Below are 24,332 nucleotides of genomic sequence, written 5' to 3' on the forward strand. Positions count from 1 at the left end.
ACGAGGTTTTTCCTATGAAAATTATTCTTTTAGGTGCGCCGGGTGCAGGTAAAGGCACACAAGCACAATTTATTATGAACAAATTCGGTATTCCGCAAATTTCAACGGGCGATATGTTTCGTGCGGCAATTAAAGAAGGTACGGAACTTGGTAAACAAGCGAAAGCATTAATGGATGAAGGTAAATTAGTACCGGATGAATTAACCGTGGCATTAGTAAAAGACCGTATCGCACAACCGGATTGTGCAAACGGCTTCTTATTAGACGGCTTCCCTCGTACAATTCCGCAAGCGGATGCCTTAAAAGATTCAGGTGTAAAAATCGATTTAGTGTTAGAGTTTGATGTAGCGGATGAAGTAATTGTTGAACGTATGAGCGGTCGTCGTGTTCACCAGCCGTCAGGTCGTACTTACCACGTGGTTTACAATCCGCCTAAAGTAGAAGGTAAAGATGATGTAACCGGTGAAGATTTAATTATTCGTCAAGATGACAAACCTGAAACCGTATTAGAGCGTTTAGCGATTTACCACAAACAAACTAAGCCGTTAATTGCATACTATACGGCGGAAGCTGAAGCGGGTAATACACGCTATGAACGTTTAGACGGTACAAAACCGGTTGAAGAAGTGAGTGCGGAATTAGCAAAAATTTTAGACTAATTTAAACAACATATTAGCGGTCATTTTTAGTAAGCATTTTACAATTTTTTTGCTAAAAATGACTGCTTTGTTATGACGTTTAGCGACATTGCTATAGGATAGAAATAACAAAGGGTTGAATGTAATAATACATTCAACCCTTCTTTTAATTAATCTTTATAGAGATTTTGCTTATGGATTCACAAAATTTTTACCTAATGCGATATCGGCATCAAGCACCGGTTTTAATTCTGCTAATTTAGCTTGCTCATATTCACTTAATTGACCAATCGGAAGGATTTCTTCCACACCAGTTAAACCGAAACGTACAGGGTGTGCGAAAAATTCTGGATAATCAGAACCTTCTTTACTTTCTACATAAGCGTAACGAACGCAATCTTCACCTAATAATGCTTTGAATACAGCAACAGCGAAACGAGCACCGGATTCTGCCATTGAAAGTGTTGCTGATCCGCCGCCTGCTTTCGCTTCAACCACTTCAGTACCAGCATTTTGAATACGATAGGTTAATGCTTCAATTTCTTCTTGTGTGAATGAAAGTGAAACGCCTTCAGCCAGTGCTTGAGAAAGTAACGGAAGAATCGTTGTTCCTGAGTGACCACCGATAACCGGAACTTTAACGGTTTCAACATTTTTACCTTTTAATTCAGAGGTAAAGGTTTTCGCACGAACCACGTCTAATGTTGTTACGCCGAATAATTTACGTTTATCGTAAACACCGGCTTTACGTAATACTTCTGCCGCAATCGGTACAAGTGTATTTACAGGGTTAGTCACGATACCGATACATGCTTGAGGACAAACTTGAGCTACTTTCTCAACTAAGTTTTTAACAATATCCGCATTGATATTGAATAAATCCGCACGCGTCATACCCGGTTTACGTGCTACGCCGGCAGTAATGATGACAAGATTCGCATCTTTAAGAGCTTCGCTTGGATCTTCACCAGAATAACCAACTGCATTTACAGAGGTTGGGATATGGCTGATATCCACCGCAATACCTGGTGTGACCGGCGAAATATCATATAACGCCAAGTCCGTACCTACCGGTAAACGAAGTTTTAATAATAGAGCGAGAGTTTGACCGATACCACCGGCAGCGCCTAAAAGTGCAACTTTCATAAGTAACTCCTAATCAATAATGGTTATAAAATAAAACTGAGCTAAGTTTACCAAACATTTCTAAAGATTGATGCTTAATAAACCAATTTTTTCTAAAAATATTTCTAATGTTTGATTTAGATTGATTTTTTCCTATCAGTAAGCAAAAATTATGCATTAAAGTTGAATAGATATTGCATAAAAGGACAAATATGGAAAAACTTGATAAGTTATCCGAAGCATTTAAAGCATTGCTAAAACAGGAGAAATTCGGTTCTCAGAGTGAAATTGTCAGTGCATTACAAGAACTAGGTTTTGAGAATATCAACCAATCCAAAGTGTCCCGAATGTTATCGAAATTCGGTGCGGTCAGAACCCGTAATACGAAAATGGAAATGGTTTATCAATTACCGGTGGAATTAGGTGTACCGACAACCTCCAGTCCGCTTAAAAATTTGGTGGTGGATATAGATCATAATGATGTACTTATCGTGGTAAAAACAAGTCCGGGAGCGGCACAGCTGATTGCACGTTTACTTGATTCAATGGGCAAAAGTGAGGGGATTTTAGGCACGATTGCCGGGGACGATACTATTTTTATTACCCCAACAAAAGAAACGTCAATGGTACAGTTGATGCAAAATATTACTGAATTATTCGAGTCATCTTTTTAATGAATATTTTCTTAACCGGTGGCACGGGGTTTATCGGACAGGCTTTAGTAAAAGCATTGTTGGCAGAGGGACATTACTTGACGATCTTAACTCGTCAATCTTTACCTAAAACTAGCTTTCCGCAAGCGGTTAAATTTTGCCAAAATTTAGATGAGTTTCGTGATTTTAATCAGTTCGATGCGGTCATTAATTTAGCTGGTGAACCGATTTTTGATAAGTCTTGGAGCAAACAACAAAAACAAATTTTATTAAACAGTCGGATTCAATTAACCGCTGAATTAGCACGTTTGATTAATGCTAGCGAGCATCCGCCACACACTTTTCTCTCCGGATCGGCAACTGGTTTCTATGGCGATTTAGATTCAGTTGCAAATTTTTATACGGAATCGACCGCTTGTGGTGCAAATTTTAGTGCGATGATTTGTGAGCAATGGGAGCAACAAGCGTTATTAGCAAGCAGTAAGACTCGAGTTTGTTTACTAAGAACAGGAATAGTCTTGGCGGAACATGGTGGCGCTTTAGCAAAAATGTTGCCTTTATATCGTTTAAATTTAGCCGGTAAATTAGGGAGTGGAAAGCAGTATTGGGCTTGGATTAGCTTGGAAGATCATATTCAAGCGGTCTTATTTTTATTAAAAAATGCAAAATGTCACGGAGCATTTAACTTAGTAGCACCCAAGCTAATTACCAATAGTGAGTTTAATCGGAAATTAGCTACTTTCTTAAAGCGATATGCGATTTTTGCCGTACCAAGTTTTATGTTAAGGCTGTTACTTGGGGAACGTTCGCAATTATTATTGGATAATCAACCGCTTGTACCGAAAAAGTTGTTGGATGCTGGTTTTAAATTTACTTGTCCTCATTTGGATTTTTCGCAAATTCTGAAATAAAAAATCCCACTATTGGTGGGATTTTTTAGGTATCTATCTTATTGAAGAATCAAGTAGAAATTTGCGTTGCCACGTAAAATATTTAATGCAACGACAGAAGGTTTTGAATCTAACACTTCACGTAATTGATTAATATTTTCCACAACGACACGGTTTACACCGACGATAATATCGCCTTCTGCCAATCCTCTATTTTCAGCTAATGAACCTTTGGCAATCTTAGCAATTTCAACCCCTTTGATACGATCTTTATCAAAGTTTGTTAATTCTGCACCTTTTAGCCCTGGAATCAGATCTTTTACATTCGCTTGTGCTGTTTTACCTTGTTCCGCCTGTAAAGTCACTTTAGCTTTTTCTTGTTTACCGTCACGTAAGTAGGTTAACTCAATCTCTTTACCTACGCCTGAAGTTGCCACTTTTGCACGTAATTCGCTAAAACTACGGATTTTTTGACCGTTGATTTCAGTAATTACATCACCGGCTTTTAGTCCTGCTTTCGCAGCAGCAGAATCGGTCAATACTTCACTGATAAATGCACCTTGTTGTGCGTTGATATTAAATTCTTTAGCGAGATCTGCATTGAGTTCACCGCCTTTAATACCTAACATACCACGTTTAACTTCGCCGTATTGAATAATTTGTTGTACTAAATTATTCGCCATATTCGCCGGGATCGCAAACGCAATACCTGCATTACCACCGCTTGGAGAGATAATCGCGGTATTAATACCGATTAATTCACCGTTTAGGTTGATTAATGGGCCACCTGAGTTACCTTGGTTTACTGCCGCATCGGTTTGGATATAGCTTTCGTAACCTTCGTCAATACTGCCGGTTGAACGTCCTAATGCCGAAATAATGCCTGAAGTTACCGTCTGACCTAAACCGAATGGATTACCGATTGCTACGCTGAAATCACCGACACGTAATTTATCCGAATCGGCAAATTTTAATTCGGTTAAATCTTTCGGGTTTTCCATTTGGACTAATGCTACATCAGATAACGGATCCGCACCGACCAATTTGGCTTTAAATTCACGACCGTCTTCTAATTTGATGGTAATTTTATCTGCATCTTTTATCACGTGGTTATTGGTAATGACATAACCTTTTTCGGCGTTAATAATCGCACCTGAGCCTTGCCCACGGAAGTTACGTGGTGTGCTTCGTTCACCAAACATATCAGGGCCGAAGAAAAATTCAAATTCTTCGGGAATATCTCTACGATATTGTGCATTTTCTGTTTTTGTTTTGCCTTCAACTGAAATGCTGACCACTGCCGGACGCACTTTTTCGATCATCGGTGCAAGACTTGGTACTGCTTGTCCTTCAACAGCAGTCGGTAATGTTGCATTGACGATGCTAGGTGTAGCAAACATCCCTAGACCAAGAACGAAAGACGCTAAAATTGATTTTTTCATTGTTTTATTCATCATAAATCCTTTGTTTTCATGGTGATGTTAATTTCTCACAAACAAGTTTGTTGTTCGTGTTCGTTAAGACCAAATAATTTGGGGGCAGTTCATCTGAAAACAAGGAAAATCGGAAAATAATACCTTCATATTGATTTATGAAGGCTAAATTCATCATTAAATTGTGCAAAATTTGTCAAATTTTAAAAAACCTTTGACTTTAAGATTGAGTTAATAGAGTATTGCCAACCATTTTCTATTTAATAAAGAAACTTCTCATGCGTGATAATGAATACTTAGTTGAAGTAAAAAATCTTACCTTCAAACGAGGGGAAAGAGTTATTTATGACAACTTAAATCTGCGAGTGCAGAAAGGGAAAATTACAGCGATTATGGGGCCTTCCGGTATCGGTAAAACGACATTATTACGTTTAATAGGCGGTCAGATTTTACCGGAAATCGGCGAAATATTATTTGATGGTGAAGATGTTTGTACAGCCTCGAACAGTAGGTTATATGCAATTCGCCAACGTATGGGTATGTTATTCCAGTCAGGTGCATTATTTACTGATTTATCTACCTTCGATAATGTTGCTTTCCCTATTCGTGAACACACGAAATTACCTGAAAAATTAATTCGGAAATTAGTGTTAATGAAATTAGAATCGGTCGGCTTACGTGGTGCGGCAGATCTTATGCCGGCAGAACTTTCCGGCGGTATGGCACGCCGAGCGGCACTTGCTCGAGCGATTGCACTTGATCCAGAATTAATTATGTATGATGAACCCTTTACCGGACAAGATCCGATTAGTATGGGGGTTATTGTTGAATTAATTAAAAAACTTAATCAGGCATTAAATTTAACCTCAATCGTGGTGTCACATGATGTAACGGAAGTATTAAGTATTGCTGATTATGCTTATATCGTAGCGGATAAGAGAGTTATTGCGGAAGGTACACCGGATGCTTTAAGAGCAAGTCAAGATCCGCAAGTCGTTCAATTCTTGGCGGGTAAAGCGGATGGTCCGGTACGTTTTCATTACCCAGCTAAAGATTATACGGAGGAGCTGTTTAGTGATTAATTTTATCAGTAGTATCGGCTCTAGCGTTATCGGATTTATTCGAGCCTTTGGGCGATCAACTTTTATGTTACTCGGGGCTCTTATCGGAAAACCACAGTTCCGTAAGCATACACCGTTATTAATTAAGCAGTTATATGTGCTAGGTGTACAATCTTTATTGATTATTATGCTCTCCGGCTTGTTTATCGGTATGGTACTAGGGCTGCAAGGTTATGTCGTATTGGTTGATTTTGCCGCAGAAACTAGTTTAGGAACGTTAGTTTCTCTGTCTTTATTGCGAGAACTCGGTCCGGTTGTAACCGCATTATTATTTGCCGGTCGAGCCGGTTCGGCATTAACCGCCGAAATTGGTTTAATGAAAGCAACTGAGCAACTTTCTAGCCTTGAAATGATGGCGGTTGATCCACTAAGACGAATTATCGCACCACGTTTTTGGGCAGGTGTGATTTCAATGCCGATTTTGGCCGCGATTTTTACCGCAATTGGGATCTGGGGAGGTTCGCTTGTCGGTGTGGATTGGAAAGGCGTTGACGGTGGCAGTTTTTGGTCGGTGATGCAAAATTCGGTTGATGCCAGCGATTTAATTAACGGCTTTGTAAAAAGTATTATTTTTGCATTTGCTGTTGTATGGATTGCGTTATTTAACGGTTATGACTCAACGGCAACATCGGAAGGTATTAGCCAAGCGACCACACGTACGGTAGTTCACGCTTCATTAGTCGTGTTAGGACTGGATTTTATTTTAACCGCGATTATGTTCGGTGGTTAATTCACTAAGGAAAAGACAATGCGTCAATCAATTAAATATGAATTTTGGGTAGGTTTATTCGTATTACTCGGCTTAGCGGCTTTAGTATTTTTAGGATTAAGAGTGGCTAATGTGCAAGGATTTACTTCTGAAAAAACTTATACCCTCTATGCAACTTTTGATAATATCGGTGGACTAAAGGTTCGTGCGCCGATTAAAGTCGGAGGAGTAGTTGTAGGGCGAGTTTCCGATATTAGTTTAGATGCTCAAACTTATACACCGAAAGTGTCACTTGCTGTTAATGAGGATTTTAATAAAATTCCTGACACAAGTTCACTTTCAATTAAAACTTCGGGTTTATTAGGCGAACAATATATTGCGTTAAATATCGGCTTTATGATGGAAGGCGAAACGGAATATATGAAAGAAGGCAGTAGCTTTTCTGATACAAATTCGGCAATGGTATTGGAAGATTTAATCGGTCAGTTCTTATACGGCGATAAAAAATCGGATAAAACTGACGGAGAAAATGCAGAAGGCAAAGAAGAGCCTAAAGCACAATAATTGCAAAGTGACATTCACGGCGTAATATTTTATTTTAGGTGGGATGACCACCTTACATTTGGAGATTTTAAATGTTAAAAAATATCAAAAAAGCAATCGTAACTGGTTTTGTAGCATTAGCAACGTTATTTTCAGCACAGGCATTTGCAGAAACTAGTCCTTATACGTTAACTCAACAAGCAGCAGATAAATTATTTGGTGATATTAAAGCGAATCAAGGTAAAATTAAGTCAAATCCTGAATACTTACGTACTATTGTACGCAATGATTTAATGCCTCATGTACATGTAAAATATGCAGGTCAGTTAGTGTTAGGTAAAAACTTATCTTCGGCGACAGATGCTCAACGTGAAGCATTCTTTAACGCATTTGGTCAATTTGTTGAGCAATCATACGCACAAGTATTAACACAATATACTGATCAACAAGTTCAAATTGAAAATGAAAAACCGACTGACGGTAAAACAATCGTGAGTATTCGTGTGAATTTAATTCAATCAAATGGTGCTCAACCGGTTAAATTAGACTTCAAATGGCGTAAAAACAGTAAGACTGGCGAATGGCAGGCTTACGATATGGCAGCTGAAGGTGTAAGTATGGTAGCAACCAAACAAAACGAATGGAGTGGTGTATTACGTCAAAAAGGTATTGACGCTCTAACTGCTCAAGTTGCACAATCAGCAAAACAACCGATTACATTAAGTAAATAATTATAGTTTTATGAAGCCGCAAAAAACATTACAATGGGGCATTCAGCAAAATAATGAAAGCTTATTTGTAAAATTATCCGGTGAATTAACTCGAGACACGTTGCTTCCGCTTTGGAAGCAGCGTGCTTCTTTTTTATCGCCGAAAGGTAATCAACATATTTATTGGGATTTAAAAGATCTTGAACGTGTTGACTCAGCCGGATTTACATTACTTGCCGAATTACTCAATCATTATCAAAAACAAACGCCGAACTGTTTAATCAATGTGCCGGAAGTTGTTAAAACGTTGGCAGAATTGTTTGATTTAACTGTATGGCTAAATACATTCTTAGTGTGTGAAAGTAAACACTGTACTAAACCTCAAGGATAGGAATAGATGGAACCAAAACAACTTGAAGAAATTTTAAAGAACGCATTATCTCATGCAAGTGAAGTTCATGCTCAAGGCGAAAATTCACATTATGGCGTAATCGTCGTCAGTAATGAACTTGCACAATTATCAAAAGTAAAACAACAGCAAGCAGTATATGCACCATTGGGCGAATATTTTGCGACTAATGCAATCCATGCTTTAACGATTAAAGTATTTTCAAGCGAACAGTGGAAAAAAGAGCGTTTACTTAATCTAGCAGGTTAACTTTTTTACAATTAATGGATAATTGATAATGAATTAAAGCGGTTAAATTTTTTGTGAAATGTATAAAAAATCGCTTATCTTCCTTCATTATTGATTGTCCATTACTTATTTCTAAATTTCTAAGGATTTATAATGGAAAAATTTCGTGTTCACGGCCCTTTCACATTAAGCGGAACCGTTGATATTTCTGGTGCTAAAAATGCAGCACTGCCAATTCTTTTCGCAGCTATTTTGGCTACTGAACCTGTGACTTTAACGAATGTGCCGGATCTTAAAGATGTGGACACGACCTTTAAAATCTTACGTAAATTAGGTGTGGTCGTTGAACGTGATGAAAACGGTGCGGTGCAAATTGATGCAAGCAAAATCGATCACTATATTGCACCTTATGAATTAGTTAAAACCATGCGAGCTTCAATTTGGGCATTAGCACCACTTGTTGCACGTTTCCACGAAGGTCAAGTATCACTACCAGGAGGCTGTACAATCGGTGCTCGTCCGGTTGATATGCATATTTCTGGTTTAGAAAAAATGGGTGCTGTTATCGAATTAGATGACGGCTATGTGAAAGCAACTTCAAACGGTCGTTTACACGGTGCGCGTATTTATATGGATAAAGTGAGTGTAGGTGCGACTTTATCTGTGATGATGGCAGGTACCTTGGCGGAAGGTACGACTGTAATTGAAAATGCGGCACGTGAACCTGAAATTGTTGATACAGCATTATTCTTAAATGCAATGGGAGCGAAAATCTCCGGAGCGGGTACGGATACGATTACGGTTGAAGGTGTAGAACGTTTAACCGGCTGTCAGCATCGTGTTGTGGCTGACCGTATTGAAACTGGTACATTCTTGGTTGCTGCAGCAGTGTCGGGTGGTAAAATTACGTGTCGTGGTACTAAAGCAGATACAATGGATGCTGTTATCGAGAAATTACGAGAAGCCGGTATGGAAGTGACTGTAACGGAAGATACCATTACTTTAGATTCAAAAGGTCAGCGTCCGAAAGCAGTAAATATTCGCACAATGCCACACCCGGGTTTTCCAACCGATATGCAGGCGCAATTTACTTTACTAAATGTTGTGGCAGAAGGTACAAGCCGTATTACCGAAACGATTTTTGAAAATCGCTTTATGCACATTCCTGAGTTGAATCGTATGGGAGCGAAAGGTGAAATCGAAGGCAATACAGCGATTTGCCACGGTGTTGAGAAATTAAAACCTGCAGAAGTAATGGCAACAGACTTACGTGCATCAATCAGCTTAGTTTTAGCTGGCTGTATCGCTTCAGGAGAAACTATCGTTGATCGTATTTATCATATTGATCGCGGTTATGAGCATATTGAAGAAAAATTACGTGGAATCGGGGCGAAAATCGAACGTTTTTCTGAACCGTTCACAGGTGAATAGTTTTTTATAAAATGGGAAAGGTCGCTTTATGCGGCCTTTTTTATATCAGAGGCATATATCGGTTTAAATATCTTATAGTAAGCGGTTGAATTTTGTGGATTATTTACAAATATCAGAATCCCTATATTTCAACCCTGTTTTCAAGTAAAATAGATAAGATTTTTTCTATGAGGAATACATAATGTCAACTCAATTTGTATATACGATGCACCGTGTCGGCAAAGTTGTGCCACCGAAGCGTCATATTCTTAAAGATATTTCTTTAAGTTTTTTCCAGGTGCAAAAATCGGGGTACTTGGTTTAAATGGTGCGGGTAAATCAACCTTATTACGTATTATGGCTGGCGTGGATAAAGAGTTTGAAGGTGAAGCTCGTCCGCAACCAGGAATTAAAATCGGTTATTTACCGCAGGAGCCAAAATTAGATCCACAACAAACTGTACGTGAAGCGATTGAAGAAGCGGTTTCGGAAGTAAAAAATGCGTTAACTCGTTTAGATGAAGTTTATGCGTTATATGCTGATCCGGACGCGGATTTTGATAAGTTAGCTGCAGAGCAAGCTAACTTAGAAGCGATTATTCAAGCACATGACGGTCACAATCTTGATAACCAATTAGAACGAGCAGCGGATGCGTTACGTTTACCGGAATGGGATGCAAAAATCGAACATTTATCGGGTGGTGAACGCCGTCGTGTGGCACTTTGCCGTTTATTACTCGAAAAACCGGATATGTTATTGTTAGATGAACCGACCAACCACTTGGATGCGGAATCGGTAGCGTGGTTAGAACGCTTCTTACATGACTATGAAGGTACAGTCGTCGCGATTACCCACGACCGTTACTTCTTAGATAACGTAGCAGGCTGGATCTTAGAGCTTGACCGTGGTGAAGGTATTCCTTGGGAAGGTAACTACTCTTCTTGGTTAGAGCAAAAAGAGAAGCGTTTAGAACAAGAAGCGGCGGCGGAATCTGCTCGCCAAAAATCGATTGCGAAAGAATTGGAATGGGTGCGTCAAAACCCGAAAGGTCGCCAAGCGAAAAGTAAAGCACGTATGGCACGTTTTGACGAGCTTAACTCAGGCGAATATCAAAAACGTAACGAAACCAACGAACTCTTTATTCCGCCTGGTCCACGTTTAGGTGATAAAGTTATCGAAGTGAGTAACTTAACTAAATCTTATGGTGACCGCACATTGATTGATGATTTGTCATTCTCGATTCCAAAAGGTGCGATCGTAGGGATTATCGGTGCCAACGGTGCGGGTAAATCGACCTTATTCCGTATGCTTTCAGGTCAAGAACAGCCTGATTCAGGCTCAATCGTAATGGGTGAAACGGTAGTGTTAGCCTCTGTAGATCAGTTCCGTGATTCGATGGACGATAAGAAAACCGTATGGGAAGAAGTGTCGAACGGTCAAGATATTTTAAATATCGGTAACTTTGAAATTCCAAGCCGTGCTTATGTTGGTCGTTTCAACTTTAAAGGTGTGGATCAGCAAAAACGTGTTGGTGAGTTATCCGGTGGTGAACGTGGTCGTTTACACTTGGCGAAACTTCTGCAACGTGGCGGTAACGTATTGTTATTAGACGAACCGACCAATGATTTGGACGTTGAAACCTTACGTGCGTTAGAAAATGCGATCTTAGAATTTCCAGGCTGTGCAATGGTTATTTCGCACGACCGTTGGTTCTTAGACCGTATCGCAACCCACATCTTAGACTACGGCGATGAAGGTAAAGTGACCTTCTACGAAGGTAACTTCTCTGATTACGAAGAGTGGAAGAAGAAAACTTTAGGTGATGCGGCAACGCAACCTCACCGTATCAAATATAAACGTATTGCGAAGTAATACTTGAATAAGCGGTCGGTTTTTGGTGGAAATTTGCAAATTTCCCTTGAAATTCGACCGCTTGCATCTTTTGATTAGGCAATAAAATGAGTGAACAACCGATAGTAAGACAGGTGGTGCTGGATACCGAAACAACCGGTATGAGTTTTAGCGGACCACCACAAATTGGGCATAATATTATTGAAATCGGTGCGGTTGAAGTGATTAACCGTCGTTTAACCGGCCGTACTTTTCACGTCTATATTAAACCGCCGCGAGAAGTGGATGAAGAGGCGATTAAAGTTCACGGTATTACCAATGAGTTTTTGCAAGATAAGCCTGTGTTTGCCGACGTTGCGGACGAATTTATTGAATTTATTAAAGGTGCAGAGCTAATCATTCATAATGCCCCCTTCGATGTGGCGTTTATGGATCAAGAGTTTTCTTATTTAGAAAACCCTCCGCCAAAGACGGCTGAAATGTGCAGTGTGACCGATAGTCTTGCGGTTGCTCGAAAAATGTATCCTGGCAAGCGTAATAACTTAGATGCATTGTGCGATCGTTTAGGCATTGATAACAGTAAACGTGTGCTTCACGGGGCGTTACTGGATGCGGAGATTCTGGCAGATGTATTCCTGATGATGACCGGCGGACAGCTGGCATTATTAGGTGAAGAAGATACAGCCGTTAATCACGAAAATGTTGCAGATCTTGGTTTAAGTACACTCACGACATTTGAAACAAGCGGTTTAGTTGTGTTGCAATTGACTGAAGAAGAACAGTCCGCACACGAAGAATATCTTAAACTGATTGATAAAAAATCTAAGGGAAATTGTATTTGGATGCGCCCGAAGGAAGCAGAATCAGAACAAATTCATTAATTGCTTGATTTATTTGATTTTAAAATAAGCAAATAAATTTGTTTCGTAAAAAATAATTTGACGCTTGTGGCATAAATCCGTATTATTGGTTTTACCAGTTGCGGAGTGGTAGTTCAGCTGGTTAGAATACCTGCCTGTCACGCAGGGGGTCGCGGGTTCGAGTCCCGTCCATTCCGCCAATTAATTTTTAATTATTGAATTTAATTCGATAATACCATGTGGAGCGGTAGTTCAGCTGGTTAGAATACCTGCCTGTCACGCAGGGGGTCGCGGGTTCGAGTCCCGTCCGTTCCGCCAATTTTTCAAAAAAAAGCCTCTGAGAAATCAGAGGCTTTTTTCATTCCACTTAATTAAGCGTTTTACCCACTTTGGCATAAACGTAAAATTTCTGCCTGAATTTGTTGTAAGCCATTAAGACGAGTACTAGTCAAATTTTGAGAAATTTTTAATGTTTCAAAAAGTGCAGTAATTGAGAAAGTTTGTAATTCATTGAGTGATTTCTCATTTAATGCAATCACAATAATCGCCAAAATTCCCTGCATTAAACGAGCATCGCTATAGGCACGCACTTTGCGAGGTGTCGTTTGAAATTCAAACCATAAGCGGCTTTCACAGCCGTGAATCTCAGGTAATTGTGCTAACTCTTCTTCGGTTGGTTTAGCTAACTGGCGGCTTAATTGAATTAACAAGCGGTATCTTTCTTCCCAAGATTTGCAAAACTCAAATTTTTGGTAAATGTCTTCTAACGTCATATTTTTCTTGATTAAAGCTAAATTTTGCAAAAGATTTTAACAATCTGACCGCTTATTGTTAATGATTTTCTTAAAATTTGATAGAATTATACGTATTTTTCAGATTTCGGATAAGGAACCCAAAATGGCAGTAATCCCAATGGTGGTTGAACAAACCTCAAAAGGCGAAAGATCATACGATATTTATTCACGTTTACTTAAAGAACGTATTATTTTTTTAAACGGTGAAGTTGAAGACCATATGGCAAACTTGATCGTAGCACAGCTTCTTTTCTTAGAATCGGAAGATCCTGAAAAAGATATTTATTTATATATCAACTCACCGGGTGGTGTAGTAACGGCAGGTTTAGCAATTTACGATACAATGAACTTTATTAAACCGGATGTTGCAACACTTTGTACCGGACAGGCTTGCTCAATGGGAGCTTTCTTATTATCCGGTGGTGCAAAAGGCAAGCGTTTTGCTTTACCGCATGCACGTGTGATGATCCATCAACCGCTAGGTGGCTATCGTGGACAGGCAACCGATATTCAAATTCATGCACAAGAAATTTTAAAATTAAAAGAAACTTTAACGCAACGTATGGCTGAACATAGCGGTCAACCGTTTGAGAAAGTGGCAGCGGATACTGAGCGTGATAATTTTATGTCAGCTTTTGAAGCAGCTGAATACGGTTTAATTGATAAAGTTTTAACACACAGAGATACAAAATAATGGCAAATTTTGAGAAAGAACCACATTGTAGTTTTTGTGGCAAAAGACGTACCGAAGTTGATCAGCTTGTTGAAGGTGCGGAAGGTTATATCTGTAATCACTGTATTGAAGAGTCTTACGCATTGTTAAACGGTGAGGAAGAACCGTTAATTGATGAAAAACAAGACGAAGAGAAATTCTTTGAAAATGTACCGACTCCACACGAAATTCATGCACATTTAGATGAGTATGTTATCGGTCAAGAACACGCGAAAAAAGTATTGTCCGTAGCGGTTTATAACCACTATAAACGTTTACGCAATGCACTTTCGGACCATAAAGAAACGAATGGCGTAGAGTTAGGTAAAAGTAATATTTTATTAATCGGCCCGACCGGTAGCGGTAAAACTTTATTGGCGGAAACGTTGGCTCGTCGTCTAAATGTACCGTTTGCAGTCGCAGATGCGACTACGTTAACTCAAGCCGGTTATGTCGGTGAAGACGTAGAAAACGTAATTCAAAAATTACTGATGAAATGTGATTTTGATGCGGAACAAGCTGAGCGTGGTATCGTCTTTATTGATGAGATTGACAAAATCACACGTAAATCGGAAAGCCCGTCAATTACCCGTGATGTATCCGGCGAAGGTGTACAACAGGCGTTATTAAAATTAATTGAAGGTACGGTGGCGAATATCAATCCGCAAGGTAGTCGTAAACATCCAAAAGGTGAAACGATTCCGGTTGATACCTCGAAAATCTTATTTATTTGCGGCGGTGCATTTGCCGGTTTAGACAAGATTGTGGAAGCTCGTACGAATAAACAAGGCGGAATCGGTTTCGGTGCGGAGCTGAAAAAAGACAAAGATCGTGAAGATTTAACTGAATTATTTAAACAAGTTGAACCAGAAGATCTCGTTAAATTTGGATTAATTCCGGAGCTTATCGGTCGATTACCGGTTGTGACTCCGTTACAAGAGCTGGATGAAGAAGCGTTAATTCAAATTTTAACCGAACCGAAAAATGCGATTATCAAGCAATATCAAGCATTATTCCAAATGGAAGGTGTTGAGCTGAAATTTACCAAAGATGCGTTAATTGCGATTGCTCAGAAATCCATTGTACGTAAAACCGGTGCGCGTGGCTTGCGTTCGATTGTTGAGAATCTACTGTTGGATACGATGTATAACTTACCAACACTTAAAGCAGAGAAAAATGTGCAGAAAGTGACGGTTGGAAAAGGTTGTGTTGAAAACGGCGATAAGCCGAAAGTGGAGTAAGCATAGCTAAAATGGACAATGTTTTCATTGTCCATTTGTTTTATCTGTATAGGCATAGCCGTTACGCAAACGATAGTATCTTTAAAGAAATTATATGAATATTTGGCAATCTACCTCAATTATTACTTGGCTGCTTGCACCGTTTTCATTGCTGTTTTGGCTGATTAGCCAAATCCGCTTGTTTTTGTTTCGCAAAAAAATCTTAAAATCGTATCGCTCTCCGGTGCCGGTGTTAGTGGTTGGCAATATTTCGGTAGGGGGTAACGGAAAAACGCCTGTGGTTGTTTGGTTAGTAGAACAGCTACAACAACGTGGTGTTAAAGTCGGTGTGATTTCTCGTGGCTATGGCGGTAAGAGCAAAGACTTTCCTCAATTAGTCACTAAACAGAGTTCAGCGAAAATGGTAGGTGATGAACCGGTGTTGATTGTGCAACGAACCGGTGTGCCGTTGGCAATTTCACCAAATCGTCAGCAAAGTATCGAATTGCTATTGAGTCAATTTGAGCTGGATTTAATTGTTACCGATGACGGCTTGCAACATTACGCCTTACAGCGAGATATCGAATGGGTTGTGGTGGATGGTATACGTCGCTTTGGTAATGGTTTTGTTTTGCCTGCCGGTGGCTTACGTGAGTTACCAAGCCGCTTGCAATCGGTACAAGCGATTATCTGTAATGGTGGAAAGGCTCAACCGAATGAACATCTAATGACGCTCGAACCCGAATTTGCCGTTCACCTCGAAACGGGAGAACAGAAGCCGATAACCGATTTTATCGGGCAAGAGTGTGTGGCGATAGCCGGTATCGGACATCCACCTCGTTTTTTTAATATGCTGGAAAATTTAGGTATTAAATCACTTAAAACACAAGGCTTTGCCGATCATCAAGCATTTGAAGCTGACCAACTTAAATCACTTGCAGCCGAACAAATTCCGTTACTGATGACAGAAAAAGATGCGGTAAAATGCCAAACTTTTGCGCAGCAAAATTGGTGGTATGTACCTGTTTCTGCAAAATTTTCACCGGAATCGACTGCTTGTTTACTCGAACCGATTTTAAAACGATTAGGAAAATAATATGAACGAAAAACTGATTAATAATCTTGCTTGTCCGGTAACGAATACTAAACTTGAGTGGGATAAAGCTAATAATCGCTTGATTAGCCGAGAGGCAAAATTAGCTTATCCAATTCAAAACGGCATACCGGTGTTATTACCAGAAGCAGGCGAAAAGCTCGAAGACTAAATATTTCGTCGATTTATAGGATAAGCGGTCGGATTTTTCGGATTTTTGCAAAAAATTGCTGAAATTTAAGCGCTTGCTTTGAGAACAGAAAATAAAAAACGCTAAGTCAAATGCCTTAGCGTTTTTTGAATTTAATGGTGGAGATAATCGGGATCGAACCGACGACCTCTTGAATGCCATTCAAGCGCTCTCCCAACTGAGCTATATCCCCAAAAAGTGGCAACATAATAAATGTCGCCACTTTAGCTGTCAATAGGAAATTATGCTTGTGCTTGAATAAATTCAATCGCTTTTTGAATACGAGCTAAAGTACGCTCACGTCCGACTAATTTGGCAGTGATATCCATTGACGGTGATTGTCCTGAGCCAGTTACAGCTAAACGGAACGGCATCCCCACTTTACCCATACCGATTTCTAAATCAGCAGCAGTTGCATTCATCGCATCATGAATCGCTTCTACGTTCCAATCGGTTAAAGCGGTTAATTTTTCCAATAATTTTGCAAGTGGCGCAACTGCTTCTGGTTTGAAGTTTTTCGCCGTAGCTTTTTCATCATAACCGTCAAATTCTTGATAGAAATAACGGCTTGCAGTAGCCAGCTCTTTTAAGGTTTTCGCACGTTCGCTTAATACCGGAATAATCTCTTCTAACGCCGGACCGTTTGACGTATCGATGGCTTGATCATTCATATGCCACGCTAAATATTTTGCCACGTGTTCAGCCGGTAAGCTACGCATATAGTGTTGGTTTAACCATTGTAATTTATCGGTATTGAACGCACTTGCCGATTTACTTACTGAGTGGATGTCGAATAATTCGATCATTTCTTCACGGCTAAAGATTTCTTGGTCGCCGTGACCCCAGCCTAAACGCACTAAATAGTTAATTAATGCTTCCGGTAAATAACCGTCATCACGATATTGCATAACACTTACCGCACCGTGGCGTTTTGATAATTTCTGACCGTCATCACCGTTAATCATTGAAACGTGAGCATAGGTTGGAATTGGTGCCCCTAATGCTTTTAAAATATTGATTTGGCGAGGCGTGTTGTTGATATGGTCTTCGCCACGTACAACGTGCGTAATACCCATATCCCAGTCATCTACCACTACGCAGAAGTTATAAGTCGGTGAACCGTCTGTGCGGCGAATAATTAAGTCATCTAATTCGCTATTGCTGATTTCGATACGACCACGTACTGCATCATCAAACACCACTGAACCTTCTTGCGGGTTTTTAAAACGCACTACGTGTGGTTCATCCGCTGAATGTTCGTGATTACCTAAGCAATGACGGTCATAACGAGGTTTTTCTTTATTTGCTTCTTGTTCGTGACGTAAGTTTTCTAAACGTTCTTTTGAGCAGTAGCAACGGTACGCTAAACCTTGCTCGATCATTTGATCGATAACTTGGTTATAACGGTCAAAACGTTTGGTTTGATAGTATGGGCCGTGTTCCCAAGCAAGATTTAACCATTCCATACCTTCAAGAATGGCTGCGGTTGCTTCCGGTGTTGAACGCTCTAAGTCGGTATCTTCGATACGTAATACAAATTCACCGTTAAAGTGTTTTGCATATAACCAAGAATATAAAGCGGTACGTGCACCACCAACGTGTAAATAGCCGGTTGGGCTAGGTGCGAAACGGGTACGCACTTTTACATTTGGATCTAAAGGGAAAAGAGTTTCGATATTCATTATTGTTAGCCTATTAAGTAATTTGCCGAGAACGGCTTTTTTAAACAAAAGATTAATCTATTCTACTACGGTTAACCTAGCGGTTGAAGGTTAAAAAACGTAAAAATGAAGGTTTTGGACGAAAAATTCAACAAACAAGCCAAAATGTTCAAAAAAGCGTTTGACGATAAATGAAAAATCTCTATAATGCCACTCCACAACACGGGCGATTAGCTCAGTTGGGAGAGCACCTCCCTTACAAGGAGGGGGTCACTGGTTCGAGACCGGTATCGCCCACCACTTTCCAATAAGTGTTTCGTGTTGATTACAATCTAATAATTGAAAACGGGCGATTAGCTCAGTTGGGAGAGCACCTCCCTTACAAGGAGGGGGTCACTGGTTCGAGACCGGTATCGCCCACCACTTTTCAAAAAGTGTTCCGTTTTCAATTCCCTTTGATGAAATCTCAAGTGGGCGATTAGCTCAGTTGGGAGAGCACCTCCCTTACAAGGAGGGGGTCACTGGTTCGAGACCGGTATCGCCCACCACTTTAGATTCTCATCATAAACTTCAAGCTATAGCAAATGCTATATCATGAAGGGCGATTAGCTCAGTTGGGAGAGCACCTCCCTTACAAGGAGGGGGTCACTGGTTCGAGACCGGTATCGCCCACCATTATTTCTTATCTTATTCTTTAATTCATCATTAAATAATATTTAAAATTTTCTCTTTTATCTTTGCATTTCATCACTTTTTTGCGATCTAGATCGCAAACATCAAATTAAAAACTTTCTATTTCGTTTAAAAATTACTAGCCTTAATATTGATTGACGAGTAAAATTTGCGGTCTTTTTTATTTTATCAACCTGCAAAACTAATCCTTTTGCCGTAAAGCGTGTAACAACGAGGCTTTTACTCTTATGTCAGAACAAATCCAAACTTGTGCAAGCGAAATTCAAGCAACGAATGTCGCGGTACAGCACCCTAAATCAGAAAAAATTAACTTAATGAATTTAACTCGCAAGGAAATGCGTGAGTTATTTGCCGAAATGGGCGAAAAACCGTTTCGTGCCGATCAATTAATGAAATGGATTTACCATTTTGGTGAAGATAATTTCGATAATATGAGCAATATTAATAAAGTATTGCGTGAAAAATTAAAACAAATTGCAGAAATCAAAGCACCGGAAGTGTCTGTTGAACAGCGTTCAAGTGACGGCACAATCAAATGGGCAATGCAGGTAGGCGATCAGCAAATTGAAACGGTATATATCCCAGAAGATGATCGTGCAACGTTATGTGTTTCTTCACAAGTCGGCTGTGCGTTAGCCTGTAAATTCTGTTCAACCGCTCAGCAAGGCTTTAACCGTAACTTAACCGTTTCGGAAATTATCGGTCAGGTATGGCGAGCTTCGAAAATCATTGGTAACTTCGGTGTAACCGGTGTGCGTCCGATTACCAACGTGGTGATGATGGGAATGGGTGAACCGCTACTTAACTTAAATAACGTGATTCCGGCAATGGAAATTATGTTAGACGATTTTGCTTACGGTTTATCTAAACGTCGTGTAACGCTTTCAACGGCGGGTGTAGTGCCGGCATTGGATATTATGCGTGAAAAAATTGACGTGGCATTGGCGATTTCATTGCATGCGCCGAATGATGAATTGCGTGATGAAATTATGCCGATTAATAAAAAGTATAATATCAAAATGTTGATGGATTCTGTGCATAAATACCTTGAAGTATCGAATGCGAACCACGGTAAAGTGACGATTGAATACGTGTTATTAGATCACGTTAATGACGGCACGGAACACGCACATCAGTTAGCCGAAGTATTAAAAAATACGCCGTGTAAGATCAACCTTATTCCATGGAACCCGTTCCCGGAAGCACCTTATGGTAAGAGTTCAAATAGCCGTGTGGATCGTTTCCAAAAAACCTTAATGGAATACGGTTTTACGGTTATTGTACGTAAAACTCGTGGTGACGATATTGATGCCGCTTGCGGTCAGCTTGCCGGTGATGTTATCGACCGAACCAAACGCACTATGGAAAAACGTAAGTTTGGTAAAGGCATTGCGGTGCAAAACCATTAACTAATTTCTCCCTAAGCAACTAAGCTAGGGGAGTATATCTTGAGGAGAACAATATGAACTTTGCAAAATTTTTGCGAAATTTGACCGCTTGTATGCTGTTATTTGTGCTGTTCGGTTGTTCTTCTCAGCTTCCTACCTACCAAACTACCTTTAATCGTTCGGAAGCGGTTAAAGCCCGTATCAATTTAGCCTTAGCGTATCTCGATCAACATGATTTATCCAAAGCGAAAGAGAATATTGATAAAGCATTAAGCCACGATCAAAACGATTACTTACCTCATTCTGTTTTAGCTTATTACTATCAGCAAATCGGTGATCAAGTTCATGCGGAACAGGCTTATCAGCAAGCATTGAGATTAAGTGATAATCGCCCGGACGTATTAAATAATTACGGTACTTTTCTGTGTAAACAAGCTAAGTTTGATCAGGCATATCAGCAGTTTGAGCAAGCGGTGCAAAGCGAGCAGCCTTACTATCATCAAGCCGATAGTCTCGAAAATATCGTGTTGTGTGCCAAACAAGAGCCGAATCTAGCTAAAGTAAACGAAGCGTTAAGCCAATTAGAAAAGCTGGATAAAGCAAGAGCTGCAGCACTGCGTTAGCTCGAACTTTTATTTTTGGGCATTGTCTTTTTTTACTGTTAAAATAAAGCAAATTTTATTTGTTAGGAAAACGCAATGTCAGAGCTCAATACACAAATTAGCCAGATTATTGCCACAGAACTTTCTGTTGGCTCACATCAAATTCTCGCCGCAATCAAATTACTTGATGAGGGTAATACCATTCCATTTATCGCACGTTATCGTAAAGAAGTTACCGGCGGTTTAGACGACACTCAATTACGTCATTTTGAAACACGTTTAATTTATTTGCGTGAGTTGGACGATCGCCGTCAAACGATCCTTAAGTCAATAGAAGATCAAGGTAAATTGACTGATGAATTACGTGCCAAAATTGAAACGACCGAAAGTAAAACCGAATTAGAAGATCTTTATCTGCCTTATAAACCGAAACGTCGTACCCGTGGACAAATTGCAATTGAGGCGGGGCTTGAGCCGTTGGCAGAGCGTTTATGGAATGAGCCAAGCCAATCACCGGAAGTGTTAGCGGAATCTTTTATTGATGCGGAAAAAGGTGTGGTGGATGTTAAATCTGCGTTAGACGGTGCACGTTATATTCTGATGGAGCGTTTTGCAGAAGATGCCGAATTACTTGCAAAATTACGCCAATATTTGACCGCTTACGCAACGCTGGAATCAAAAGTGATTGAAGGTAAGGAAGAAGAGGGCGAAAAATTCCGCGATTATTTTGCTCATAGCGAACCGTTTAAAACTGTGCCTTCACACCGTGCATTAGCGATGTTTAGAGGCAGAAATGAGGGAGTATTGTCGCTTTCGTTAAATGCGGATCCGGAAGCGGAAGAAGGCGCTCGAACAAGCCATTGCGAAGAAATTATTCGCCAGCATTTAGGTGTGATATTCAATCAACAGCCGGCAGACAAGTGGCGTGAACAAGTGATCGCTTGGACGTGGAAAATTAAAGCAGCCCTTCATTTGGAAACCGAATTAATGAGTGCATTGCGTGAAAAAGCGGAAGAAGAAGCGATTGACGTGTTTGCTCGTAATCTGTCTGCGTTATTAATGGCGGCGCCGGCAGGCACAAAAAATACCATGGGCTTAGACCCGGGCTTACGCACCGGTGTGAAAGTGGCAGTGGTGGACAATACCGGTAAATTATTGGCGACCGATACCATTTATCCGCATACAACAGGCAAAGCAACAGCGGAAGTTTCGCTGTATAAATTAATCAAGCAACATAATGTTGAACTGATTGCAATTGGTAACGGTACGGCTTCTCGTGAAACGGAGCGTTTTGCGAAGGACGTATTAAAACAGATTAAAGAAAATAAACCGGATATGTTGATTCCGCAAACGGTAGTGGTCAGTGAGGCAGGTGCTTCGGTTTATTCCGCTTCCGAATTAGCGGCAAATGAATTTCCAGAACTCGATGTTTCGTTACGTGGTGCAGTGTCGATTGCTCGCCGTTTACAAGATCCGCTCGCGGAATTGGTAAAAATTGAACCGAAAGCGATTGGTGTGGGGCAGTATCAGCACGATGTAAACCAGTCACAACTGGCTCGCAAATTGGATGCGGTAGTTGAAGACTGTGTAAATGCGGTTGGAGTGGATCTTAATACCGCTTCCGTACCGTTATTGGCTCGTGTTGCCGGTATGAGCAAAACATTAGCACAAAATATCGTGGCATTTCGCGATGAAAACGGGCGTTTTAATGCCCGTTCCGACCTGAAAAAAGTGCCTCGTTTAGGCCCGAAAGCCTTTGAACAGTGTGCTGGTTTTATGCGAATTGTCGGCGGTAAAAATGCGTTAGATGCTTCGAGTGTGCATCCAGAGGCTTATCCGGTGGTAGAAAAAATTCTCCAAGCAACCGATTCAACTCTTGCTGAATTAATGGGCAATTCGACTCGTATTCACCAACTGAATGCAAAAGATTTTGTGGACGAACAATTCGGTTTACCGACGGTAAACGATATTTTCAAAGAGTTGGAAAAACCAGGGCGCGATCCACGTGGTGAATTTAAAACCGCCACCTTTATGGACGGTGTAGAAGATATTAAAGATCTAAAAGTCGGGATGATCTTAGAAGGGACGGTGACCAACGTGGCAAACTTCGGTGCTTTTGTGGATATTGGCGTACACCAAGACGGCTTGGTTCATATTTCAATGTTATCGAACAGCTTTGTGGAAGATCCGCATAAAGTAGTGAAAGTCGGCGATTTGGTGAAAGTGAAGGTCTTAGAAGTGGACGTACAGCGTAAACGTATTGCACTAACTATGCGTTTAGAAGACAAGCCGATTGATAAGCCAACAAGCGGTCGAAATTCGCAAGAAAATCGCGAAAATAGCGAAAAATCTGACCGCTTCTCCAAGAATAAGCCTCAACGCAATCAGTTCGCCAACAATGCGTTTGCTGATGCGTTGAAAGGTTGGAAGAAGTAATTTTCCCTCTCTCTGCTTGTTTTCGCTAAACGCTTCAACAAGCTGTCTCTCTCCCACAAGGAGAGAGTAAAATATAGCTTAAATAAAGCCACGGAACACACCGATTACACCGGATAAAATTTCCGAGTAATCTGTGTATTCTGTGGTTAATTTTTTGCAAACCTTTGCAGAAAAATGACTGCTTGTAATGAGATGTTATTGGTTTTGTACTTTTATTGAACAGTAAAAAGGTAGTAATATAGTGACAATTTTGATATTAAGGAGGAGATATGGCAGTAATTAGTTCCAAAGAATTTAACCAACGTGCCAGTGCGGTATTAAAAATTGCTGAAACCGAGCCGGTGTATATTACTAAATGGGGCAAGGTGGTTAGTGTGTTGGCAAGTTATGCCCATTATCAAGCTCAAACGAAATCACAAAGTTTAGCGGAGGCTTTTAGCAGTACAGCTCCAACAGAAATATTAAGTGAAGAAGCGGAGCAGCAATTTGAGCAAACTTTGCAACAAGTACGCCAACAAATCAAAATAAGAGTACCGGATTTATCGGAGTGGGAATAATGTATTTATTAGATACCAATATTGTTTCCGAACTACTTAAGATGGAAAGCGGAAAAGCCGATGCTTATTTAAGTGTCATCACGCTCTTTGAAATTAAGTTAGGGATTTTGCAACTTAAACGCAAAGATATTCAACAAGCTAAACTTTTACAAAGTTGGTTTGAACAAAAACTCCTGCCCCATTTTGAAAATAGAATTTTACCGCTTGATACGAAAGTTATGATGACCTGTGCAGAGTTTCATATTCCGGATAAAAAGCCGTTAAATGACTCTTATATAGCTGCTACGGCTAAAGCACATAGGTTTAAAATTGTGACGAGAAACGTGAAAGATTTTAAAGGATGTGGGGTAGAGGTACTAAATCCATTTATTGATGAATAAATTAAACCACGGAACACACTGATTAC

General features: G+C 40.1%; 24 protein-coding genes, 7 tRNA genes and 1 pseudogene. 27 read left to right on the top strand and 5 right to left on the bottom strand.

What is annotated here, in order from left to right:
* The first annotated feature begins 14 nt into the window (after nt 1–14).
* Nucleotides 15–659, top strand: coding sequence for an adenylate kinase (gene adk, locus NYR60_RS00200; protein WP_279467011.1), 645 nt, complete (start codon nt 15–17; stop codon nt 657–659).
* Between the two features lie 171 nt (nt 660–830).
* On the opposite strand, the gene mdh is transcribed toward adk, so the two are convergent.
* A complete protein-coding gene (mdh, locus tag NYR60_RS00205; protein ID WP_279467013.1) occupies nt 831–1,784 on the bottom strand; it encodes a malate dehydrogenase in 954 nt (317 codons plus the stop codon).
* A 191-nt stretch (nt 1,785–1,975) separates the two neighbouring features.
* On the opposite strand from mdh, the gene argR reads away from it, so the two are divergent.
* Together argR and NYR60_RS00215 are read left to right on the top strand one after the other, a co-directional pair.
* Nucleotides 1,976–2,437, top strand: coding sequence for a transcriptional regulator ArgR (argR, locus tag NYR60_RS00210; RefSeq protein ID WP_279467014.1), 462 nt, complete (start codon nt 1,976–1,978; stop codon nt 2,435–2,437).
* Complete coding sequence (locus NYR60_RS00215; protein ID WP_279467016.1) at nt 2,437–3,327, top strand: TIGR01777 family oxidoreductase; 891 nt, start codon at nt 2,437–2,439, stop codon at nt 3,325–3,327. Before argR ends, NYR60_RS00215 begins: the two co-directional genes overlap by 1 nt.
* Nucleotides 3,328–3,365: 38 nt before the next feature.
* On the opposite strand, the gene NYR60_RS00220 is transcribed toward NYR60_RS00215, so the two are convergent.
* A complete protein-coding gene (locus NYR60_RS00220; protein ID WP_279467985.1) occupies nt 3,366–4,760 on the bottom strand; it encodes a DegQ family serine endoprotease in 1,395 nt (464 codons plus the stop codon).
* A gap of 257 nt (nt 4,761–5,017) precedes the next feature.
* Here NYR60_RS00220 and mlaF point away from each other — a divergent pair, with 257 nt between their 5' ends.
* The 11 genes and pseudogenes from mlaF to NYR60_RS00275 all read left to right on the top strand — a co-directional run bounded on the left by mlaF (nt 5,018) and on the right by NYR60_RS00275 (nt 12,898).
* Entirely contained in the window at nt 5,018–5,821 is an 804-nt protein-coding gene (mlaF, locus tag NYR60_RS00225; RefSeq protein WP_279445859.1) for a phospholipid ABC transporter ATP-binding protein MlaF, read from the top strand.
* Nucleotides 5,760–6,590 (top strand): lipid asymmetry maintenance ABC transporter permease subunit MlaE, encoded by an 831-nt coding sequence (gene mlaE / locus NYR60_RS00230; protein WP_279467018.1) that lies wholly within the window; start codon nt 5,760–5,762, stop codon nt 6,588–6,590. Before mlaF ends, mlaE begins: the two co-directional genes overlap by 62 nt.
* An 18-nt stretch (nt 6,591–6,608) precedes the next feature.
* Entirely contained in the window at nt 6,609–7,133 is a 525-nt protein-coding gene (mlaD, locus tag NYR60_RS00235; RefSeq protein WP_279467019.1) for an outer membrane lipid asymmetry maintenance protein MlaD, read from the top strand.
* A 71-nt stretch (nt 7,134–7,204) separates the two neighbouring features.
* Nucleotides 7,205–7,843, top strand: coding sequence for a phospholipid-binding protein MlaC (gene mlaC, locus NYR60_RS00240; RefSeq protein WP_279467020.1), 639 nt, complete (start codon nt 7,205–7,207; stop codon nt 7,841–7,843).
* A gap of 10 nt (nt 7,844–7,853) precedes the next feature.
* Nucleotides 7,854–8,213, top strand: coding sequence for an STAS domain-containing protein (locus NYR60_RS00245; RefSeq protein WP_279467021.1), 360 nt, complete (start codon nt 7,854–7,856; stop codon nt 8,211–8,213).
* A gap of 6 nt (nt 8,214–8,219) precedes the next feature.
* Nucleotides 8,220–8,480, top strand: coding sequence for a BolA family protein (locus NYR60_RS00250; RefSeq protein ID WP_279467022.1), 261 nt, complete (start codon nt 8,220–8,222; stop codon nt 8,478–8,480).
* 132 nt (nt 8,481–8,612) lie between these two features.
* Entirely contained in the window at nt 8,613–9,890 is a 1,278-nt protein-coding gene (gene murA / locus NYR60_RS00255; protein WP_279467023.1) for a UDP-N-acetylglucosamine 1-carboxyvinyltransferase, read from the top strand.
* 181 nt (nt 9,891–10,071) lie between these two features.
* Nucleotides 10,072–11,741 (top strand): annotated as a pseudogene (gene ettA / locus NYR60_RS00260) (energy-dependent translational throttle protein EttA).
* Nucleotides 11,742–11,827: 86 nt separating this feature from the next.
* On the top strand, nt 11,828–12,601 hold the full coding sequence (gene dnaQ, locus NYR60_RS00265) for a DNA polymerase III subunit epsilon (RefSeq protein WP_279467024.1): 774 nt from the start codon (nt 11,828–11,830) through the stop codon (nt 12,599–12,601).
* Nucleotides 12,602–12,703: 102 nt separating this feature from the next.
* Nucleotides 12,704–12,780, top strand: a tRNA-Asp gene (locus NYR60_RS00270).
* Between the two features lie 41 nt (nt 12,781–12,821).
* Nucleotides 12,822–12,898 (top strand) — tRNA-Asp (locus NYR60_RS00275).
* Between the two features lie 62 nt (nt 12,899–12,960).
* Here NYR60_RS00275 and NYR60_RS00280 read toward each other — a convergent pair.
* Nucleotides 12,961–13,353 (bottom strand): SufE family protein, encoded by a 393-nt coding sequence (locus NYR60_RS00280; protein ID WP_279467025.1) that lies wholly within the window; start codon nt 13,351–13,353, stop codon nt 12,961–12,963.
* Between the two features lie 124 nt (nt 13,354–13,477).
* Here NYR60_RS00280 and clpP point away from each other — a divergent pair, with 124 nt between their 5' ends.
* From clpP to NYR60_RS00300, 4 genes are all read left to right on the top strand, one after another.
* The gene (gene clpP, locus NYR60_RS00285; protein WP_279445867.1) at nt 13,478–14,068 is read left to right on the top strand and encodes an ATP-dependent Clp endopeptidase proteolytic subunit ClpP; all 591 of its coding nucleotides are present in this window, start codon (nt 13,478–13,480) and stop codon (nt 14,066–14,068) included.
* Nucleotides 14,068–15,327, top strand: coding sequence for an ATP-dependent protease ATP-binding subunit ClpX (clpX, locus tag NYR60_RS00290; RefSeq protein WP_279467027.1), 1,260 nt, complete (start codon nt 14,068–14,070; stop codon nt 15,325–15,327). The genes clpP and clpX overlap by 1 nt, the downstream gene beginning before the upstream one ends.
* A 94-nt stretch (nt 15,328–15,421) precedes the next feature.
* Nucleotides 15,422–16,402: a tetraacyldisaccharide 4'-kinase gene (lpxK, locus tag NYR60_RS00295; RefSeq protein WP_279467029.1), complete on the top strand. Its 981-nt coding sequence runs from the start codon at nt 15,422–15,424 to the stop codon at nt 16,400–16,402.
* A 1-nt stretch (nt 16,403) separates the two neighbouring features.
* A complete protein-coding gene (locus NYR60_RS00300) occupies nt 16,404–16,571 on the top strand; it encodes a Trm112 family protein (RefSeq protein ID WP_005605066.1) in 168 nt (55 codons plus the stop codon).
* Between the two features lie 135 nt (nt 16,572–16,706).
* Here the strand turns inward: NYR60_RS00300 and NYR60_RS00305 are convergent.
* Both NYR60_RS00305 and gltX read right to left on the bottom strand, forming a co-directional pair.
* Nucleotides 16,707–16,782, bottom strand: a tRNA-Ala gene (locus NYR60_RS00305).
* A gap of 49 nt (nt 16,783–16,831) precedes the next feature.
* The gene (gene gltX / locus NYR60_RS00310) at nt 16,832–18,271 is read right to left on the bottom strand and encodes a glutamate--tRNA ligase (RefSeq protein WP_279467044.1); all 1,440 of its coding nucleotides are present in this window, start codon (nt 18,269–18,271) and stop codon (nt 16,832–16,834) included.
* A 203-nt stretch (nt 18,272–18,474) separates the two neighbouring features.
* Here gltX and NYR60_RS00315 point away from each other — a divergent pair.
* From NYR60_RS00315 to NYR60_RS00355, 9 genes are all read left to right on the top strand, one after another.
* Nucleotides 18,475–18,550: transfer RNA gene (locus tag NYR60_RS00315), tRNA-Val, on the top strand.
* 47 nt (nt 18,551–18,597) lie between these two features.
* Nucleotides 18,598–18,673: transfer RNA gene (locus tag NYR60_RS00320), tRNA-Val, on the top strand.
* A gap of 49 nt (nt 18,674–18,722) precedes the next feature.
* Nucleotides 18,723–18,798, top strand: a tRNA-Val gene (locus tag NYR60_RS00325).
* Between the two features lie 51 nt (nt 18,799–18,849).
* A tRNA-Val gene (locus tag NYR60_RS00330) sits at nt 18,850–18,925 on the top strand.
* Between the two features lie 245 nt (nt 18,926–19,170).
* Nucleotides 19,171–20,352 carry a bifunctional tRNA (adenosine(37)-C2)-methyltransferase TrmG/ribosomal RNA large subunit methyltransferase RlmN gene (locus tag NYR60_RS00335; RefSeq protein WP_279467046.1) on the top strand — a complete coding sequence of 394 codons (1,182 nt, stop codon included), beginning with the start codon at nt 19,171–19,173 and terminating at the stop codon, nt 20,350–20,352.
* 53 nt (nt 20,353–20,405) lie between these two features.
* Nucleotides 20,406–20,954, top strand: coding sequence for a type IV pilus biogenesis/stability protein PilW (pilW, locus tag NYR60_RS00340; RefSeq protein ID WP_279467048.1), 549 nt, complete (start codon nt 20,406–20,408; stop codon nt 20,952–20,954).
* Nucleotides 20,955–21,029: 75 nt separating this feature from the next.
* The gene (locus tag NYR60_RS00345; RefSeq protein ID WP_279467050.1) at nt 21,030–23,369 is read left to right on the top strand and encodes a Tex family protein; all 2,340 of its coding nucleotides are present in this window, start codon (nt 21,030–21,032) and stop codon (nt 23,367–23,369) included.
* Between the two features lie 269 nt (nt 23,370–23,638).
* A complete protein-coding gene (locus NYR60_RS00350) occupies nt 23,639–23,926 on the top strand; it encodes a type II toxin-antitoxin system Phd/YefM family antitoxin (RefSeq protein ID WP_279467051.1) in 288 nt (95 codons plus the stop codon).
* Complete coding sequence (locus NYR60_RS00355; RefSeq protein WP_279467052.1) at nt 23,926–24,306, top strand: type II toxin-antitoxin system VapC family toxin; 381 nt, start codon at nt 23,926–23,928, stop codon at nt 24,304–24,306. Before NYR60_RS00350 ends, NYR60_RS00355 begins: the two co-directional genes overlap by 1 nt.
* The last annotated feature ends 26 nt before the right edge of the window (nt 24,307–24,332 follow it).

Source organism: Actinobacillus genomosp. 2 (genome assembly GCF_029773605.1).
Lineage (GTDB): Bacteria > Pseudomonadota > Gammaproteobacteria > Enterobacterales > Pasteurellaceae > Actinobacillus.